At 50.0% G+C, this 18,821-nt stretch carries 20 protein-coding genes; 11 read left to right on the top strand and 9 right to left on the bottom strand.

Annotated elements, in window-relative coordinates; genetic code table 11:
* Positions 1 to 33 precede the first annotated feature (33 nt).
* Complete coding sequence (locus A7Z06_RS22425) at positions 34 to 138, bottom strand: KPN_01571 family protein (protein ID WP_212592170.1); 105 nt, start codon at positions 136 to 138, stop codon at positions 34 to 36.
* Between the two features lie 269 nt (positions 139 to 407).
* Between A7Z06_RS22425 and asr the strand changes: the two genes are divergently transcribed.
* The 3 genes from asr (at position 408) to A7Z06_RS09370 (ending at position 1,813) form a co-directional block, all read left to right on the top strand.
* Complete coding sequence (gene asr, locus A7Z06_RS09380; protein WP_000756321.1) at positions 408 to 716, top strand: acid resistance repetitive basic protein Asr; 309 nt, start codon at positions 408 to 410, stop codon at positions 714 to 716.
* 92 nt (positions 717 to 808) lie between these two features.
* A complete protein-coding gene (locus tag A7Z06_RS09375; RefSeq protein WP_000233094.1) occupies positions 809 to 892 on the top strand; it encodes a hypothetical protein in 84 nt (27 codons plus the stop codon).
* 99 nt (positions 893 to 991) lie between these two features.
* On the top strand, positions 992 to 1,813 hold the full coding sequence (locus A7Z06_RS09370; protein WP_001260826.1) for a trypsin-like serine peptidase: 822 nt from the start codon (positions 992 to 994) through the stop codon (positions 1,811 to 1,813).
* Between the two features lie 38 nt (positions 1,814 to 1,851).
* Here the strand turns inward: A7Z06_RS09370 and mdtI are convergent, their stop codons facing one another.
* From mdtI to A7Z06_RS22420, 3 genes are all read right to left on the bottom strand, one after another.
* Entirely contained in the window at positions 1,852 to 2,181 is a 330-nt protein-coding gene (mdtI, locus tag A7Z06_RS09365) for a multidrug/spermidine efflux SMR transporter subunit MdtI (RefSeq protein WP_000046659.1), read from the bottom strand.
* On the bottom strand, positions 2,168 to 2,533 hold the full coding sequence (gene mdtJ, locus A7Z06_RS09360; protein ID WP_000276160.1) for a multidrug/spermidine efflux SMR transporter subunit MdtJ: 366 nt from the start codon (positions 2,531 to 2,533) through the stop codon (positions 2,168 to 2,170). The genes mdtI and mdtJ overlap by 14 nt, the downstream gene beginning before the upstream one ends.
* Before the next feature lie 106 nt (positions 2,534 to 2,639).
* Positions 2,640 to 2,810, bottom strand: a complete 171-nt coding sequence (locus A7Z06_RS22420; RefSeq protein ID WP_085948676.1) for a protein YdgV — start codon at positions 2,808 to 2,810, stop codon at positions 2,640 to 2,642.
* Between the two features lie 134 nt (positions 2,811 to 2,944).
* Between A7Z06_RS22420 and tqsA the strand changes: the two genes are divergently transcribed.
* Positions 2,945 to 3,979 carry an AI-2 transporter TqsA gene (gene tqsA / locus A7Z06_RS09350; RefSeq protein WP_001118201.1) on the top strand — a complete coding sequence of 345 codons (1,035 nt, stop codon included), beginning with the start codon at positions 2,945 to 2,947 and terminating at the stop codon, positions 3,977 to 3,979.
* A gap of 24 nt (positions 3,980 to 4,003) precedes the next feature.
* Here tqsA and pntB read toward each other — a convergent pair whose 3' ends face one another.
* Both pntB and pntA read right to left on the bottom strand, forming a co-directional pair.
* Entirely contained in the window at positions 4,004 to 5,392 is a 1,389-nt protein-coding gene (gene pntB, locus A7Z06_RS09345; protein ID WP_000014065.1) for a Re/Si-specific NAD(P)(+) transhydrogenase subunit beta, read from the bottom strand.
* Positions 5,393 to 5,402: 10 nt separating this feature from the next.
* Entirely contained in the window at positions 5,403 to 6,935 is a 1,533-nt protein-coding gene (pntA, locus tag A7Z06_RS09340) for a Re/Si-specific NAD(P)(+) transhydrogenase subunit alpha (protein WP_001219379.1), read from the bottom strand.
* Between the two features lie 520 nt (positions 6,936 to 7,455).
* Here pntA and ydgH point away from each other — a divergent pair.
* The 3 genes from ydgH to folM all read left to right on the top strand — a co-directional run bounded on the left by ydgH (position 7,456) and on the right by folM (position 10,726).
* Positions 7,456 to 8,400 carry a DUF1471 family protein YdgH gene (gene ydgH, locus A7Z06_RS09335; protein WP_000769335.1) on the top strand — a complete coding sequence of 315 codons (945 nt, stop codon included), beginning with the start codon at positions 7,456 to 7,458 and terminating at the stop codon, positions 8,398 to 8,400.
* Between the two features lie 184 nt (positions 8,401 to 8,584).
* Positions 8,585 to 9,967 carry an amino acid permease gene (locus tag A7Z06_RS09325; protein ID WP_000412364.1) on the top strand — a complete coding sequence of 461 codons (1,383 nt, stop codon included), beginning with the start codon at positions 8,585 to 8,587 and terminating at the stop codon, positions 9,965 to 9,967.
* 36 nt (positions 9,968 to 10,003) lie between these two features.
* Positions 10,004 to 10,726 (top strand): dihydromonapterin reductase, encoded by a 723-nt coding sequence (gene folM / locus A7Z06_RS09320; protein ID WP_000520631.1) that lies wholly within the window; start codon positions 10,004 to 10,006, stop codon positions 10,724 to 10,726.
* Here the strand turns inward: folM and A7Z06_RS09315 are convergent.
* Positions 10,723 to 11,058, bottom strand: a complete 336-nt coding sequence (locus tag A7Z06_RS09315) for a GlpM family protein (protein ID WP_000524885.1) — start codon at positions 11,056 to 11,058, stop codon at positions 10,723 to 10,725. The two genes, folM and A7Z06_RS09315, sit on opposite strands and share 4 nt — an antisense overlap.
* A 128-nt stretch (positions 11,059 to 11,186) precedes the next feature.
* On the opposite strand from A7Z06_RS09315, the gene rstA reads away from it, so the two are divergent.
* From rstA to tus, 3 genes are all read left to right on the top strand, one after another.
* Entirely contained in the window at positions 11,187 to 11,906 is a 720-nt protein-coding gene (gene rstA / locus A7Z06_RS09310) for a two-component system response regulator RstA (RefSeq protein WP_001092492.1), read from the top strand.
* 3 nt (positions 11,907 to 11,909) lie between these two features.
* A complete protein-coding gene (gene rstB / locus A7Z06_RS09305; protein ID WP_000732532.1) occupies positions 11,910 to 13,211 on the top strand; it encodes a two-component system sensor histidine kinase RstB in 1,302 nt (433 codons plus the stop codon).
* 74 nt (positions 13,212 to 13,285) lie between these two features.
* Positions 13,286 to 14,215, top strand: a complete 930-nt coding sequence (gene tus / locus A7Z06_RS09300; RefSeq protein WP_000135175.1) for a DNA replication terminus site-binding protein — start codon at positions 13,286 to 13,288, stop codon at positions 14,213 to 14,215.
* Here the strand turns inward: tus and fumC are convergent.
* Positions 14,212 to 15,615, bottom strand: coding sequence for a class II fumarate hydratase (gene fumC / locus A7Z06_RS09295; protein ID WP_105279402.1), 1,404 nt, complete (start codon positions 15,613 to 15,615; stop codon positions 14,212 to 14,214). The two genes, tus and fumC, sit on opposite strands and share 4 nt — an antisense overlap.
* Positions 15,616 to 15,757: 142 nt before the next feature.
* The gene (gene fumB / locus A7Z06_RS09290; protein ID WP_000066634.1) at positions 15,758 to 17,404 is read right to left on the bottom strand and encodes a class I fumarate hydratase; all 1,647 of its coding nucleotides are present in this window, start codon (positions 17,402 to 17,404) and stop codon (positions 15,758 to 15,760) included.
* 198 nt (positions 17,405 to 17,602) lie between these two features.
* Here fumB and manA point away from each other — a divergent pair, with 198 nt between their 5' ends.
* Entirely contained in the window at positions 17,603 to 18,778 is a 1,176-nt protein-coding gene (manA, locus tag A7Z06_RS09285; protein WP_001170651.1) for a mannose-6-phosphate isomerase, read from the top strand.
* Positions 18,779 to 18,821 lie beyond the last annotated feature (43 nt).

Here is an 18,821-nt window from a genome sequence, read left to right as displayed (position 1 = left end):
TGTGTTAAATTTCTGTCCGGACTTATTGCTTGCTCAACTCAACGTTAATAACCACCCCAAAATAGACGAAGCGCCTGCCATTTCTCGCAGAGCATCTAACGTCATCAGGATAATAAATACCCAAATTAGCGGATTCATTTTGCTGTGTGTCATTTATTGCAAATACACAGTGATTCTACCAATTTATAGGTAGTGAAAAAGTTAAGTTATTCAATACTACCGATATTGGTGGGAAATTTGCCTTACGTTACAATACGTTATTATTTCCTTCGTCATCGTTATCCGCTTTGTACATATCGTTACATGCCGAAACCAACCACTCACGGAAACCTGTCATTTCCAGAGATATAGTCATGACATCGGCCCCGCAGTGGGGTTGCATAAAAAACAAAATTGAGGGTATGACAATGAAAAAAGTATTAGCTCTGGTTGTTGCCGCTACTATGGGTCTCTCTTCTGTCGCATTTGCTGCAGAAACTGCGACCACGCCTGCTCCGACTGCTACAGTCACCAAAGCAGCGGCTGCAAAAACAACGCATCATAAAAAACAGCATAAAGCGGCGCCTGCCCAAAAAGCGCAGGCGGCTAAAAAGCATCATAAAAAAGCGAAAAATGAACAGAAAGCGCCTGAGCAAAAAGCACAGGCAGCCAAAAAGCACAGCAAAAAACACAGCCAGCAGCAATCTGCAAAACCCGTTGTACAACCAGCCGCGTAAGTTTTCGGCAGTAATAATGGCGCGCCCCCTCGCGCCTGAAAATTACGGTGTTAAACGGATAACGTTTAACACCGCCTTTAGCGGAGGGTACTATGGTGGGCCGTTATCGCTTTGAGTTCATTCTTATCACCCTTATTTTATGCGCCCTGATTGCCACCTGTTTTTATCTTTCCTGAGCGTAGTTATCTGATTTTACTCCCACTTTCATCCCGTCCCGTCTATAGTATTTACGAGGGTTTGCTTTTAATAATCATAATTACTCACCAGAGTGTGATATGCGTACAACCATTGCTGTAGTACTGGGTGCAATTAGTCTGACATCTGCATTTGTGTTTGCGGATAAACCGGACGATCATAAATCGACCAATAATGAGGTCAGCACCCTATTTTTTGGTCATGATGATCGTGTATCAGTAAATAACACGAGCCAATCGCCGTGGGATGCGGTTGGGCAACTAGAAACGGCCAGCGGCAATTTGTGTACGGCGACGCTAATTGCGCCGAACCTGGCATTAACGGCAGGACACTGTTTATTAACGCCGCCGAAGGGCAAAGCGGATAAAGCAGTTGCGTTGCGTTTTGTGTCAAATAAAGGTCTTTGGCGCTATGAGATCCACGACATCGAAGGCCGCGTTGATCCGACGCTAGGGAAGCGGTTAAAGCCGGATGGGGATGGCTGGATTGTTCCCCCCGCAGCCGCGCCGTGGGATTTCGGTTTGATTGTGCTGCGCAATCCCCCTTCGGGCATTACGCCGTTGCCGTTATTTGAGGGAGATAAAACCGCGCTTACCGCTGCATTAAAAGCTGCGGGTCGTAAAGTGACTCAGGCGGGATACCCTGAAGATCATCTCGATACGTTGTACAGTCATCAAAATTGCGAAATAACCGGCTGGGCGCAAACCTCGGTAATGTCGCACCAGTGCGATACCCTACCAGGTGACAGTGGTTCGCCACTGATGCTTCATACTGATGACGGCTGGCAGTTAATTGGGGTACAAAGTTCAGCTCCTGCAGCAAAAGATCGCTGGCGCGCCGATAACCGGGCCATTTCTGTCACCGGTTTTCGCGACAAACTCGAAGAACTGACCCGGAAATAACGTTCAAACGCTGCCCGCATTATCGGGCAGCGTGGTCATCAGGCGAGTTTCACCATAATCATTCCAGCCAACAGCAAGACCAGACCAACCCAGCCTTTGCGATTTAAACGTTGACCAAACAAGATCCAACCAGCGGCTAACGTGGCAGCAATACCAAACCCGCCCCACAACGCATACGCCACCGACAAATCTATGCCCTTTACTGCCTGGGAGAGTGAGCTAAAGGCCGCAAGCACCGCTGCCAGCGAAAGCAAGCCATAGACTTTGCGGCGAAAGCCGTCAGAATATTTCAAAAAGACGTTAGCAATGATTTCCAGCACGATTGCCAGTGCCAGCCAGGCGGCGTGAACCCATTCAAACTGCGCCATGATTCACCTCCAGCGAGGGTTTACGCACTTTGCGAGTACCAGATTTAATCAACACAATCCCGAGCACCAGGGTTGTTAACCCGGCAATTTTTAGCAGCGATAAGCTTTCGTCAAATAACAGAACACTAAATAGCGTAATAAATAAAATACCGATACCTTCCCACAGAGCATAAGCCACGCCAAGTGCTATTTTTTTCACGGCGAAAGAGAGAAATATATATGACAGCGAAATCATCACCAGCATTAAAATAAAACCGCCGCTTCCCTCACTAACGCTCGCCCATTTCATTGACAGCGTGCCGGTAATTTCTGTGGCAATAGCCAGACCTAATAAAACCCAATAAATATACATCGTCCTTCCCCTGCAAGAGAATTATTTTAACATTCGCTCGACTCAGCGAAACCAAAAGAAAAGTATTCAGCCCAGCGCAGAGCGCCAGCTTTGGCAGAGGAAGGGACTAAAGCGCGTTGCGCCAGTGTTGCTCACCTGCGAGCAAGATGGTGGTTGAGGTACGAAAATGAGTAAATGTAGAAAATAACGTCCTGAACAAATTGTCCATAATATTACAATTATCCGCAGTGTTGCTTCTCGTCATCGCGGATGATAATTGTCCTCGGTAGTTGTACACGTCTGATTTGTATCATAGCTTAAGAATTAACTCAAAACATTTTCATTTCTTTACCTGAGGAGTTTGATTTTCGTTATAATGCCACGGCTAAAAAGAAAATATTATTAGCGAAGAAAGAAAAAATGGGGATACGCATGGCAAAGCCGATCATCACGCTCAATGGTCTAAAAATAGTCATTATGTTGGGAATGCTGGTCATTATTCTCTGCGGTATCCGTTTTGCCGCCGATATCATCGTACCCTTTATCCTTGCCCTATTTATCGCAGTCATTCTTCATCCGCTGGTACAACGCATGGTTCGTTGGCGCGTGCCGCGTGTGTTGGCTGTGTCGATTTTAATGATAATCATCGTGATGGCGATGGTGCTATTACTGGCCTATCTCGGCTCAACGCTTAATGAGCTGACCCGCACTTTGCCACAGTATCGCAGCTCAATCATAAAGCCTCTGCAAGTTCTGGAGCCTTTATTACAACGCGCGGGTATTGATGTCTCGGTTGACCAACTGGCGCATTACATTGATCCGAACGCGGCGATGACGTTGCTCACCAACTTGCTGACACAGTTATCTAATGCCATGTCATCCATATTTTTATTGTTGCTGACGGTGCTGTTTATGCTGCTCGAAGTGCCACAACTTCCCGGCAAACTCCAGCAAATGATGGCGCGCCCGGTCGAAGGTATGGCGGCGATCCAGCGCGCCATTGACAGTGTGTCGCATTATCTGGTGCTGAAAACAGCCATCAGCATCATCACCGGTCTGGTCGCCTGGGCGATGCTCGCCGCACTCGATGTTCGCTTCGCTTTTGTCTGGGGATTACTGGCCTTCGCGCTTAATTACATCCCTAACATTGGTTCGGTTCTCGCGGCTATCCCCCCTATCGCTCAGGTACTGGTGTTTAATGGTTTCTATGAGGCGTTACTGGTACTGGCGGGATATCTGCTGATTAATCTGGTCTTCGGCAATATTCTGGAGCCGCGCATCATGGGGCGCGGACTGGGGCTTTCCACACTGGTAGTTTTTTTGTCGTTAATTTTTTGGGGATGGTTGTTAGGACCGGTGGGAATGCTGCTTTCCGTGCCGTTGACGATTATTGTCAAAATTGCGCTTGAACAAACGGCGGGAGGCCAAAGCATCGCCGTCCTGTTAAGCGATCTCAATAAAGAGTAACGGCCTCCGCAGAGGCCGTCAGGGTTACAGGGCTTTCAGGATTGCATCCACGCTGGCTTTGGCGTCACCAAACAGCATGTGGGTATTTTCTTTGAAGAACAGCGGGTTTTGCACGCCAGCATAGCCGGTGTTCATCGAGCGTTTAAAGACAATCACGTTCTGTGCTTTCCACACTTCCAGCACAGGCATACCAGCAATCGGACTCTTCGGATCATCCTGCGCCGCCGGGTTAACCGTATCGTTAGCGCCAATCACCAGCACAGTATCGGTATCAGCAAAGTCATCGTTGATCTCGTCCATTTCCAGCACGATGTCATACGGCACTTTCGCTTCTGCCAGCAATACGTTCATATGCCCCGGTAATCGACCTGCAACCGGGTGAATACCGAAACGCACATTGATACCACGGGCACGCAATTTCTCGGTGATTTCTGCCACCGGATATTGCGCCTGCGCGACCGCCATGCCGTAGCCTGGGGTGATGATCACCGAGTGCGAGTTTTTCAGCAATTCTGCCGTCTCTTCCGCAGTGATTTCGCGATGCTCGCCAACTTCCTGATCGTCACCGGTGGAAGAACCATCTGTGCCGAAACCACCCGCAATGACGCTGATAAAGGAACGGTTCATCGCCTTACACATGATGTAAGAAAGGATGGCACCCGAAGAACCGACCAGCGCACCGGTCACAATCAGCAGGTCATTACTGAGCATAAAGCCCGCCGCTGCCGCTGCCCAACCAGAATAAGAGTTCAGCATCGACACCACCACGGGCATATCTGCGCCACCGATGGAAGCCACCAAATGCCAGCCGAAAACCAACGCAATGGCGGTCATTATCAGCAATGCCAGAACTTGCAGGCCAACGCTTTCAGTGCGAACAAACACAATCAGCAGCAGGAAGGAAACAACCAGTGCCGCCAGGTTCATTTTGTGACGGTTTGGCAGCATCAGCGGTTTAGACGAAATTTTACCGCACAGCTTACCGAACGCCACGACTGACCCCGTGAAGGTTACCGCACCGATGAAGATGCCGAGGAACACTTCCGTCAGGTGAATATTCACCAGAATCGGCGCCATTTCCGCGTCGTGATGCAGATAGCTGTTAAAACCAACCAACACCGCCGCCAGACCAACGAAGCTATGCAGGATCGCCACCAGTTCCGGCATTTCGGTCATTTCAACCTTCTTCGCCAGACGGATACCAATCGCCCCACCGATGACCATTGCCAGTAAGATCCAGCCAACGTTGCCAGTATCCGGTCCAAAGATAGTTGCAATTAAAGCAATCGCCATCCCGGCGATACCGAGGTTGTTACCCCGGCGAGACGTTTCATGTTTTGAAAGCCCGGCCAGACTGAAGATAAACAGGATCGCGGCAACAATGTATGCAGCTGTAACTAATCCTCCAGACATATGTTACCCCTTAGTTTTTGCGAAACATTTTCAGCATACGCTGAGTCACGGTGAAGCCACCGAAAATATTAATGCTGGCTATAAGCACCGCGATAAAACTAAGGAAGCTAACCCAGCCGCCCTGGCCAATCTGTAAAAGTGCTCCGACAACAATAATCCCTGAAATCGCATTGGTGACCGACATCAATGGTGTATGTAGCGCGTGCGAAACATTCCACACCACGTAATAGCCCACAACGCACGCCAGCGCGAACACGGTGAAGTGTCCGAGGAACTCTTTCGGTGCAACATTCGCCAGCCAACCGAAAAGGATAATTGCCAGCGCCATCAAGGCGTATTTACGCCACGGCGAACAGGCACATTTTTCCTCGGTTTTGACTTCCGGTGCTGCTTTTTGTGCCGCCTGCGGCTGAGCTGATACCTGAATCGGCGGTGCCGGCCAGGTAATTTCGCCCGCACGGATCACGGTCACGCCGCGAATCACCACATCATCAAAATCAACAGTGATGTTGCCGTCTTTCTCTTTGCACAACAATTTCAGCAGATTGACGAGGTTGGTGCCATAAAGCTGTGAGGATTGCGTCGGCAGACGCCCCGGAAGATCGGTATAACCAATGACTTTGACGCCATTTTCAGTGGTGAAGATTTGCCCCGGCACGGTGTATTCACAGTTACCGCCGTTTTGTGCTGCCAGATCGACAATCACACTGCCCGACTTCATGGAGTCCACCATTTCACGGGTAATCAGTTTCGGTGCCGGTTTGCCTGGAATAAGCGCAGTGGTAACAATGATATCGACGTCTTTTGCCTGCGCAGCAAAAAGCTCCATTTCCGCTTTGATGAACGCTTCCGACATCACTTTGGCATAGCCATCGCCGCTGCCTGCTTCCTCTTTAAAATCCAGTTCAAGGAATTCCGCGCCCATACTCTGAACTTGTTCTTTCACTTCCGGACGAGTATCGAACGCACGCACAATTGCGCCGAGGCTGTTTGCTGCACCAATGGCCGCCAGACCAGCAACACCCGCACCAATCACCATGACTTTTGCCGGCGGCACTTTACCTGCCGCAGTGATTTGTCCGGTAAAAAAGCGACCAAACTCATGAGCTGCTTCGACAATAGCGCGATAACCTGCGATATTCGCCATCGAACTTAACGCGTCCAGCGACTGGGCGCGAGAAATACGCGGTACGGAGTCCATCGCCATCACGGTGACGTTACGTTCCGCAAGTTTTTGCATTAGCTCCGGATTCTGCGCAGGCCAGATAAAACTTACCAGCGTTGTACCTGGATTCAGTAGTGCAATTTCATCATCTAACGGTGCATTGACCTTCAGAATGATCTCTGACTGCCAGACGTTATTCCCTTCTACTATTTCAGCGCCCGCTTGCACAAACGCTTTATCGTCAAAACTCGCCAGTTGACCCGCGCCGCTCTCTACCGCGACGGTAAAACCTAGTTTCAGCAACTGTTCCACTGTTTTTGGCGTTGCTGCAACACGGGTTTCATTGGTTAACCGTTCTCTTGGTATGCCAATTCGCATGATATTCCCTTCCATCGGTTTTATTGATGATGGTTTGCCTGTGTTTCAAGTACACAAGCCGCTCATGAACGAGCTAAATGTTACTCCGTTAAAATAAATTAGTAACAAACGTCTATAACGTACTGAAAATAATGCCTGTGATCTAGCGCCAAAAATCAGTATCTCGGCGTTAACTCGAAAAATATTAACGATTCAGCCTTGATAGTGGGATAAACACCATAGAACACAGGATAAGGGGCGATAATTGTCTTCGATAGCCAGGTAAAACATGAGATCACCCCGTCGCAAGCCGCCAGTTAACATTAAATTAACTTATACAATTCAGCCATTTCAGCCATTTTATGTTACTGCGGTTACTTTTTAATCACAGATGGTTATTCGAACAGGTTTAAAATCAAATCAAGAAGTCTGATATGAAAAATCACGCAGACAGTTACACCGTTTAAATGCAATAATCAGCCACGTTTCTCGTTAATAACAATACCAGTACCTGGTTTGCGCAAGGCGAAGGATTATTTTTATGAAGCTTAAGAACACCCTCCTGGCGTCGGCACTGCTTTCTGCTACGGCATTCTCCGTTAACGCAGCAACAGAACTGACACCGGAGCAAGCGGCAGCGGTTAAACCTTTTGACCGTGTAGTGGTTACCGGACGTTTCAATGCCATTGGCGAGGCGGTCAAAGCCGTATCCCGCCGCGCTGATAAAGAAGGCGCAGCCTCTTTTTATGTTGTCGATACGTCAGATTTCGGTAACAGCGGTAACTGGCGTGTAGTTGCCGATCTCTATAAGTCTGATGCTGAAAAAGCAGAAACTGAAAAGAATCGTGTGATTAACGGTGTGGTGGAACTGCCAAAAGACCAGGCCGTTCTGATCGAACCGTTTGATACAGTTACCGTCCAGGGCTTTTACCGTAGCCAACCTGAAGTTAATGACGCCATCACCAAAGCGGCGAAAGCAAAAGGCGCATACTCTTTCTATATTGTTCGTCAAATCGATGCCAACCAGGGCGGTAACCAGCGCATTACGGCCTTCATCTATAAAAAAGATGCTAAGAAACGCGTAGTACAAAGCCCGGATGTGATCCCGGCGGATTCCGACGCGGGACGTGCAGCCCTGGCGGCCGGTGGCGAAGCTGCGAAGAAAGTTGAAATCCCAGGCGTTGCCACTACTGCATCACCAAGTTCCGAAGTCGGTCGCTTCTTTGAAACCCAGTCATCAAAAGGCGGACGTTACACTGTCACGCTACCTGACGGCACTAAAGTCGAAGAACTGAACAAAGCGACCGCAGCGATGATGGTGCCGTTCGACAGCATTAAGTTCTCAGGTAACTACGGCAACATGACCGAAGTTTCCTACCAGGTTGCTAAACGTGCCGCGAAGAAAGGGGCTAAGTATTACCACATCACCCGCCAGTGGCAGGAACGTGGCAATAACCTGACCATCAGCGCAGATCTGTATAAATAACTATTCAGTATCACGATAAGGCGGCTTTATGCCGCCTTTAGCATTTTTAGTCACAAATTTTCCCCTAACCATTGCATGACGATACATCTCTTCGTAAAATCCCGCGCCTTAGTGACAAACACCATTTTTATGCGTTTTGTCCTAATATTTATTCTTCCAAACACGTTTTGATCACTGGATACAGATGGAAAAGAAACTGGGACTGAGCGCGCTCACTGCGCTGGTATTAAGCTCAATGCTGGGCGCAGGTGTTTTCAGTCTGCCGCAAAATATGGCGGCGGTAGCCAGCCCGGCAGCATTATTGATCGGCTGGGGTATCACCGGCGCAGGGATTTTATTACTGGCCTTCGCTATGCTGATCCTGACGCGTATTCGTCCCGATCTTGACGGCGGTATCTTTACCTATGCCCGTGAAGGGTTTGGCGAACTGATTGGTTTCTGCTCCGCATGGGGATACTGGCTGTGCGCAGTTATCGCCAACGTCTCCTATCTGGTGATCGTCTTTTCCGCATTGAGTTTCTTCACCGATACGCCGGAATTGCGCCTGTTTGGCGATGGCAATACCTGGCAATCGATTGTCGGTGCATCCGCCTTATTATGGATTGTTCACTTTTTGATCCTGCGCGGCGTGCAGACTGCTGCCAGCATTAACCTGGTGGCTACGCTGGCAAAATTATTGCCGCTAGGTCTGTTTATTGTTCTGGCGATGATGATGTTCAAACTGGACACCTTCAAACTCGACTTCACTGGCCTTGCACTTGGTATACCGGTATGGGAACAGGTGAAAAACACAATGTTGATCACACTGTGGGTATTCATTGGCGTGGAAGGTGCAGTGGTGGTTTCTGCGCGAGCGCGTAATAAACATGATGTCGGCAAAGCAACACTTCTGGCGGTACTTTCCGCGCTGGGCGTTTATTTACTGGTAACTCTGCTTTCGCTGGGGGTGGTAGCACGCCCTGAACTGGCTGAAATCCGTAATCCCTCTATGGCCGGCCTGATGGTGAAAATGATGGGGCCGTGGGGTGAGATTATCATCGCTGCCGGACTGATCGTTTCCGTTTGCGGCGCGTACTTAAGCTGGACCATTATGGCGGCAGAAGTCCCCTTCCTGGCTGCCACTCATAAAGCATTCCCGCGCATTTTTGCTCGCCAGAATGCGCAAGCTGCGCCGTCTGCCTCACTGTGGCTGACCAACATCTGCGTGCAAATTTGCCTGGTACTCATCTGGCTAACCGGTTCCGATTACAACACATTGCTCACCATCGCCTCAGAAATGATTCTGGTGCCCTATTTCCTGGTTGGCGCGTTCCTGCTGAAAATCGCTACCCGTCCACTGCATAAAGCAGTAGGTATCGGTGCCTGCATTTATGGCTTATGGTTATTGTACGCCTCTGGCCCAATGCACCTGCTGTTGTCCGTCGTTCTGTATGCACCTGGGCTTCTGGTGTTCCTGTACGCGCGTAAAACGCATACACATGATAATGTACTGAATCGTCAGGAAATGGTGTTAATTAGCATGTTGTTAATTGCCGCAGTTCCGGCGACCTGGATGCTGGTGGGATAACGTTCGTCCCATCGTTGGATAGCAAAGGAGATAACGATGGGTAAAACCCACCCCTTGCCAATATTAATTACTGGCGGAGGCCGTCGCATTGGCCTCGCCCTCGCCTGGCATTTCATTAATCAAAAGCAACCGGTGATTGTCAGCTATCGGACGCGCTATCCTGCCATTGATGGACTGATTAATGCGGGTGCGCAATGTATTCAGGCTGATTTTTCAACCAACGACGGTGTGATGGCGTTTGCCGATGAGGTACTAAAAAGCACCCATGGCCTGCGTGCTATTTTGCACAACGCCAGCGCGTGGATGGCTGAAAAACCAGGTACGCCACTGACTGACGTGCTGGCCTGCATGATGCAAATCCACGTTAATACCCCATACCTTCTTAACCACGCTCTGGAAAGATTACTGCGTGGGCACGGACACGCCGCCAGCGATATCATTCACTTTACCGATTATGTGGTGGAGCGCGGAAGCGACAAACATATTGCCTATGCTGCGAGCAAAGCGGCGCTGGATAATATGACACGCTCGTTTGCCCGCAAGCTGGCACCGGAAGTGAAAGTGAATTCTATCGCGCCATCGCTGATCCTGTTTAATGAGCATGATGATGCTGAATATCGTCAACAGGCGCTGAATAAATCACTGATGAAAACCGCACCAGGCGAGAAAGAAGTGATCGACCTGGTCGATTATTTACTCACCAGTTGCTTTGTTACCGGACGCAGTTTTCCGCTTGATGGCGGTCGACATCTGCGTTAATGCAGCTTCATCCAGCATATAATCAACACCCATGCGCTTATCCCCCAGCACGCAACGGAACCCACAAAAGCGGCGGGCAAGCGCATTATTCCGGTGAAATACCACAGCGACGCCAGGTAAATAAGATAGGGAATAATCGACCACATGCTGAAAATGATGGTTGCGCGTAAGGCTTCAATGCCGCGTTCGCTGGCAACAATATAATGCGCAATAAGCGCAAAGGTCGGGAAAAGCGGAATCAGCCCGGCGATATAGTAATTTTTCGTTTTTGCTAATACACCAATTAACACCACCACCAGCGCACCAAGCGCGGCTTTGATTACCAGCCCCATCTTTTTACCTTAACACTTCCATAACAAGTCATCCGTAGAATACCTGATGAAAACTTGTTTAGGAACGATTGATAGTAAGTAAAAACAACGCGGTGTATTGTGACGTTTTTATATCTACCGTGAATAATATGAACACTATCGTATTTGTGGAAGATGACGCGGAAGTCGGTTCACTGATTGCCGCGTATTTGGCGAAACATGATATACAGGTAACCATTGAACCTCGCGGCGACCATGCAGAAGAAACAATTCTGCGGGAAAATCCGGATTTGGTGCTCCTCGATATCATGCTACCAGGCAAGGACGGCATGACTGTCTGTCGTGATTTACGCACTAAATGGAGCGGGCCTATAGTTCTGCTGACATCTCTCGATAGTGATATGAACCACATTCTGGCTCTGGAAATGGGCGCCTGCGACTATATTCTCAAAACAACGCCCCCCGCAGTCCTGCTGGCGCGGTTACGTTTACATTTGCGTCAGAACGAGCAAACCACGCTGACCAAAGGTATACAAGAAGCACCTCTTACTCCTTATAAGGCATTGCATTTCGGCACGTTAACCATCGATCCCATTAACCGTGTAGTTACGCTTGCTGACTGCGAAATTTCACTCTCTACCGCCGATTTTGAACTGCTCTGGGAATTAGCCACCCACGCGGGGCAAATTATGGACAGAGATGCGTTGTTGAAAAATTTACGCGGCGTCAGTTACGACGGTCTGGATCGTAGCGTGGACGTGGCTATTTCGCGGTTAAGAAAAAAACTGCGCGATAACGCTGCCGAACCTTATCGCATTAAAACCGTGCGAAACAAAGGCTATCTGTTTGCGCCTCATGCGTGGGAATAAGCGATGAAAAAACTGTTTATCCAGTTTTATCTTCTACTGTTTGTCTGCTTTCTGGTGATGTCCCTACTGGTTGGGCTGGTGTACAAATTTACCGCCGAACGCGCGGGCAAACAGTCGCTGGATGATTTGATGAACAGTTCTCTATACCTGATGCGTAGCGAATTGCGCGAGATCCCCCCACACGACTGGGGAAAAACGCTGAAAGAGATGGATTTAAATCTCTCTTTTGATCTGCGCGTCGAACCGTTGAGTAAATATCATCTCGATGAAATCTCCATGCATCGACTGCGTGGCGGCGAAATTGTCGCCCTGGACGATCAGTACACATTCTTACAGCGTATACCGCGCAGCCACTACGTGCTGGCAGTCGGTCCCGTGCCTTATCTTTATTACCTCCATCAAATGCGATTACTGGATATCGCGCTGATCGCTTTTATTGCCATCTCCCTCGCCTTTCCCGTGTTTATCTGGATGCGTCCGCACTGGCAGGACATGTTAAAACTGGAAGCAGCGGCGCAACGATTTGGCGATGGGCATCTCAATGAACGTATTCACTTTGATGAAGGTTCGAGTTTTGAACGGCTTGGCGTGGCGTTTAACCAGATGGCGGATAATATCAACGCCTTGATTGCCAGTAAAAAACAGCTTATTGACGGTATCGCCCACGAACTGCGAACGCCGTTAGTGCGCCTGCGTTATCGACTGGAGATGAGCGAAAATCTGAGCGCAACAGAATCTCAGGCGTTGAATCGCGATATCAGCCAACTGGAAGCCTTAATTGAAGAGTTGCTGACTTATGCCCGACTCGATCGCCCGCAAAATGAGCTCCATCTTAGCGAACCAGACCTGCCGTTGTGGCTGTCAACGCATCTGGCCGACATTCAGGCACTAACTCCCGATAAAACGGTACGGATAAAAACCATCATGCAAGGTCATTATGCGGCGTTGGATATGCGCTTGATGGAGCGCGTGCTGGATAACTTGCTCAATAATGCCCTGCGCTACTGCCATTCAACAGTCGAAACCAGCCTGCTACTGGCAGGAAACAAAGCGACATTAATTGTTGAAGATGATGGTGCAGGGATTGCACCACAGGATCGAGAGCATATCTTTGAACCCTTTGTTCGCCTCGACCCCAGCCGTGACCGTGCAACCGGCGGCTGCGGGCTGGGACTGGCAATTGTCCACTCAATTGCACTGGCAATGGGCGGCACGGTTAATTGTGACACCAGCGAACTGGGCGGCGCCCGCTTCTCGTTTAGCTGGCCGTTATGGCACAACATTGCGCAATTTACCTCTGCCTGACGCTACGCGCACGGTGGTCAAGTCGTCGCCACTGTGCTATAACATAAGTATGTTGTAACTAAAGTGGTGATTTTATGGCTCGTTACGATCTCGTAGATCGACTCAATACTACCTTTCGCCAGATGGAGCAAGAACTGGCCGCATTTGCCGCTGAGCTTGAACAGCACAAGTTGCTGGTTGCCCGGGTATTCTCTTTACCGGAAGTCAAAAAAGAGGATGAGCATAATCCGCTGAATTGCATTGAAGTTAAGCAACATCTCGGCAAAGAGGCGCAGGCGCTCGCGCTACGTCATTTCCGCCATTTGTTTATTCAGCAACAGTCTGAAAATCGCAGCAGCAAGGCCGCTGTTCGTCTGCCCGGCGTGTTGTGTTATCAGGTTGATAACCTTTCACAAGCGGCGCTGGTAAGTCATATCCAGCGCATCAATCAACTTAAAACCACTTTCGAGCATATCGTCACGGTTGAGTCAGAACTTCCTACGGCGGCGCGTTTTGAATGGGTGCATCGCCATTTGCCGGGGCTGATCACACTGAACGCTTACCGCACCCTCACCGTTCTGCATGACCCCGCAACTTTACGTTTTGGCTGGGCGAATAAACATATCATTAAGAATTTGCATCGTGATGAAGTGCTGGCGCAGCTGGAAAAAAGTCTGAAATCACCCCGCAGCGTCGCACCGTGGACGCGTGAGGAGTGGCAGGGAAAACTGGAGCGTGAATATCAGGATATTGCTGCCCTGCCACAGGACGTGAAGTTAAAAATCAAACGTCCGGTAAAGGTGCAGCCGATTGCCCGCGTCTGGTACAAGGGAGATCAAAAACAGGTACAACACGCCTGCCCTACGCCGCTTATTGCACTGATTAATCGGGATAATGGCGCGGGCGTACCGGACGTTGGCGAGTTGTTGAATTACGATGCCGACAATGTGCAGCACCGTTATAAACCGCAGGCGCAGCCGCTTCGTTTGATCATTCCACGGCTGCACCTGTATGTTGCAGATTAACGCCCGGATTTCATGCTGCCGACCATCTGTTCTGGTCGTACCCAGCTGTCAAACTCGGCTTCGCTAAGATAGCCCAGCGCAAGGGCTGCAGCTTTTAAGGTCAGCCCTTCTTTATGCGCTTTTTTTGCAATCTCGGCGGCTCTGTCATAGCCAATGTGGGTGTTTAGTGCGGTCACCAGCATCAGCGATTCATTGAGTAATTGATTGATTCGCTCACGATTCGGCTCAATCCCCACTGCACAGTGTTTGTTAAAACTTTCCATGCCATCTGCCAGCAAGCGTACCGATTGCAGGAAATTGTGGATAACCATCGGGCGGAAGACGTTCAGTTCAAAGTTTCCGGAAGCGCCACCCATGTTGATCGCCACGTCGTTCCCCATCACCTGACAGCAAAGCATGGTTAACGCTTCACACTGCGTTGGGTTCACTTTCCCAGGCATGATTGAACTGCCCGGCTCGTTTTCCGGGATTGAGATTTCACCAATTCCGCAGCGAGGGCCAGATGCCAGCCAACGAACGTCATTGGCAATTTTCATCAGTGACGCAGCCAACCCTTTCAAGGCGCCGTGCGCCTGAACCAGCGCATCACAGGTCGCCAGAGCTTCAAATTTGTTCGGCGCGGTAACAAACGGCGCGCAGGTAATTACCGAAAGTTCATCCGCAACGCGACGCGCATATTCCGGATGAGTGTTCAGCCCCGTCCCTACTGCTGTACCACCCAGCGCCAGTTCCGCCACGTGCGGCAGACTGTACTCGATATGTTTGAGATTATGCTCCAGCATCGCTACCCAGCCAGAAATCTCCTGCCCCAGCGTCAGCGGCGTGGCGTCCTGCAAGTGGGTACGACCAATTTTGACGATATCGGCAAATGCACGCGATTTTTCACTCAGCGTCTGTGTCAGGGTTTTAAGCTGCGGAATGAGTTGCTTGCGCAGCGCCAGCAGCGCCGCAACGTGCATCGCCGTCGGAAAGACATCGTTGGAACTTTGGCTTTTGTTCACGTCGTCATTAGGGTGAACTTTACGTTCCATCCCGCGCACGCCGCCGAGCAATTCGCTCGCGCGGTTAGCCAGCACTTCGTTCATATTCATATTGCTTTGCGTACCGGAACCGGTCTGCCAGATAGCCAGCGGAAATTCATCGTCATGCTGTCCCGCCAGCACTTCATCTGCCGCCTGACGAATGGCACTCGCTTTCTCTTCAGACAGCAAGCCTAAATCTTCATTAACTTTTGCCGCTGCGCGCTTGGTTAGCGCCAGCGCATGAATCAGTGAGGTTGGCATTTTCTCCGTCGAAATGCGGAAATGCTCCAGCGAGCGTTGAGTTTGTGCGCCCCACAGCTTATCTGCCGGGACATCGATCGCACCCATCGAATCTTTTTCGCTGCGTACTGTTTTCATGGACTGCTCCTCACCTGATTAATTTTTTCTTTCTGTTTTGCTTACGTTAAGCAACTTTTAGCTCACTCATTATTTACTATTTGATAACAAATGTTTGGTCTTTCGTGCCATGTAAAAAAGCCGCCCCGAAGGGCGGCTCTGTTTATTTCACGCAGCGGGTGCACTGCGTGAGCTGTATCTGCTGGAAGAAGTCATTTCCTTTATCATCCACAAGAATAAACGCTGGGAAATCTTCCACTTCAATTTTCCAGATCGCTTCCATTCCCAGTTCAGGATACTCAACACATTCCAGACTCTTAATACTGCCCTGCGCCAGCACTGCCGCCGGGCCGCCAATACTGCCGAGGTAGAAGCCACCGTGTTTTTTACAGGCATCCGTCACCTGCTGGCTGCGGTTGCCTTTCGCCAGCATGATCATACTTCCGCCCTGCGCTTGCAGTTGATCGACATAAGAATCCATCCGTCCGGCGGTCGTTGGGCCAAGAGAACCGGAAGCATAACCTTCTGGCGTTTTTGCCGGACCCGCGTAGTAAATCGGGTGATCTTTGATGTATTGCGGTAGCCCTTCGCCGTTGTCCATGCGCTCTTTCAGTTTGGCGTGGGCAATATCACGACCGACGATAATCGTGCCGTTAAGCGATAAGCGCGTAGAAACGGGATACTGCGACAACTGTGCGAGGATCTCTTTCATCGGACGGTTAAGGTCAACGCGCACCGCTTCGCCTTCTCCCGCTTTGCGCAGCTCTTCCGGGATATATTTGCCTGGATTATGTTCCAGTTTTTCGATCCAGATCCCCTGACGGTTGATCTTCGCTTTGATATTACGGTCAGCAGAACAGGAGACGCCCATTCCGACCGGGCAGGATGCACCATGACGCGGCAGGCGAATCACGCGGATGTCGTGAGCGAAGTATTTACCACCAAACTGCGCGCCCAGTCCAAGATTTTGCGCTTCGATCAGCAATTCTTTTTCCAGCGCCACATCGCGGAACGCCTGACCGTGCTCATTCCCTTCCGTTGGCAGTTCGTCATAGTATTTAGCGGAAGCCAGTTTCACCGTTTTAAGGTTAGTTTCCGCAGACGTTCCGCCAATAACGAACGCAATATGATACGGAGGACACGCCGCCGTACCCAGCGTGCGCATTTTCTCAACCAGGTAATTTTTCAGTTTCCCCGGCGTCAATAACGCTTTGGTTTCCTGATAGAGATACGTCTTGTTTGCCGAACCGCCACCTTTGGCGATACAGAGGAATTTGTACTCGTCGCCATCAACAGCATAAAGATCGATCTGCGCTGGCAGATTGGTGCCGGTATTCACCTCTTTATACATATCCAGCGGCGCATTTTGCGAGTAGCGCAGGTTATCTTCGATATAGGTGTTATAGACACCGCGCGCCAGCGCCGCTTCGTCACCGCCACCGGTCCATACGCGCTGCCCTTTTTTACCAACGATAATCGCGGTGCCAGTGTCCTGACAGGTTGGCAGAACGCCTTTTGCCGCGATATCGGAGTTACGCAGGAATTGAAGCGCCACATATTTATCGTTTTCGCTGGCTTCCGGGTCACGCAAAATGTCGGCAACCTGCTGTTGGTGAGCCGGTCGCAGCATAAATGACGCATCATGAAACGCCTGACGCGCCAGCAGAGTTAACGCTTCGGGTGCGACTTTCAAAATCTCCTGCCCTTCAAATTCAGATACGCTAACGTGTTCGCTGGTCAGCAGGTAATACTCGGTATCATCTTTTTTGAGTGGGAAAGGAGCCTGATAATGAAAGGGTTTGTTTGACATTGTTCTCTCACTTACTGCCTGGTTTGGTTATGCTCTGGGCGGGTGTTCCGTTGCCCTGTTAAAAGCGAGTAACAATATCCTACACAGTTTTTTAACAAAAACTGAGACAAGTACGACTTTTTGCGGCTCCAGGTTACTTCCCGTAGGATTCTTGCTTTAATAGCGGGATTAATTTCCACATTTAAACAGGGATTGATCATGCAAAAACTCATTAACTCAGTGCAAAACTATGCCTGGGGCAGCAAAACGGCGTTGACTGAACTTTATGGTATGGAAAATCCGTCCAGCCAACCGATGGCCGAGCTGTGGATGGGGGCACATCCGAAAAGCAGTTCCCGTGTGCACAATGCTGCCGGAGATATCGTTTCACTGCGTGATGTGATTGAGAGTGATAAATCGACTCTGCTTGGAGAGGCCGTTGCCAAACGCTTTGGCGAACTGCCTTTCCTGTTCAAAGTATTATGCGCAGCTCAGCCGCTCTCCATTCAGGTTCATCCGAACAAACGCAATTCTGAAATCGGTTTTGCTAAAGAAAATGCCGCAGGTATCCCGATGGATGCCGCCGAGCGTAACTATAAAGATCCTAACCACAAGCCGGAGCTGGTTTTTGCCCTGACACCATTCCTCGCGATGAACGCGTTTCGTGAGTTCTCCGAGATTGTCTCCCTGCTCCAGCCTGTCGCGGGCGCGCATCCGGCGATTGCTCACTTTTTACAGCAGCCCAGTGCAGAACGTTTAAGCGACCTGTTCGCCAGCCTGTTGAATATGCAGGGTGAAGAAAAATCCCGCGCGCTGGCGATTTTAAAATCGGCCCTCGACAGCCAGCAGGGTGAACCGTGGCAAACGATTCGTTTAATTTCTGAATTTTACCCGGATGACAGCGGTCTGTTCTCCCCGCTGTTGCTGAATGTGGTGAAACTGAACCCTGGCGAAGCGATGTTCCTGTTCGCTGAAACACCGCACGCCTACCTGCAAGGCGTGGCGCTGGAAGTGATGGCGAACTCTGATAACGTGCTGCGTGCGGGTCTGACGCCAAAATATATTGATATTCCTGAGCTGGTTGCCAACGTGAAGTTCGAAGCCAAACCAGCTAACCAGTTGTTGACCCAGCCGGTGAAGCAAGGTGCAGAACTGGACTTCCCGATTCCAGTGGATGATTTTGCCTTCTCGCTGCATGATCTTAGTGATAAAGAAACCACTATCAGCCAGCCAAGTGCCGCCATTTTGTTCTGCGTTGAAGGTGAAGCAACTCTGTGTAAAGGTTCTCAGCAGTTACCGCTTAAACCGGGTGAATCAGCGTTTATTGCCGCCAACGAGTCACCGGTGACAGTGAAAGGCCACGGACGTTTAGCCCGTGTTTACAACAAGCTGTAAGAGCTTACTGAAAAAATTAACATCTCTTGCTAAGCTTATTAAA

This window comes from Escherichia sp. MOD1-EC6819, assembly GCF_002965765.1.
Classification (GTDB): Bacteria; Pseudomonadota; Gammaproteobacteria; order Enterobacterales; family Enterobacteriaceae; genus Escherichia; species Escherichia ruysiae.
Note: the sequence above shows the minus strand (reverse complement) of the source record. Positions and strands in the feature narration are given on the sequence as shown.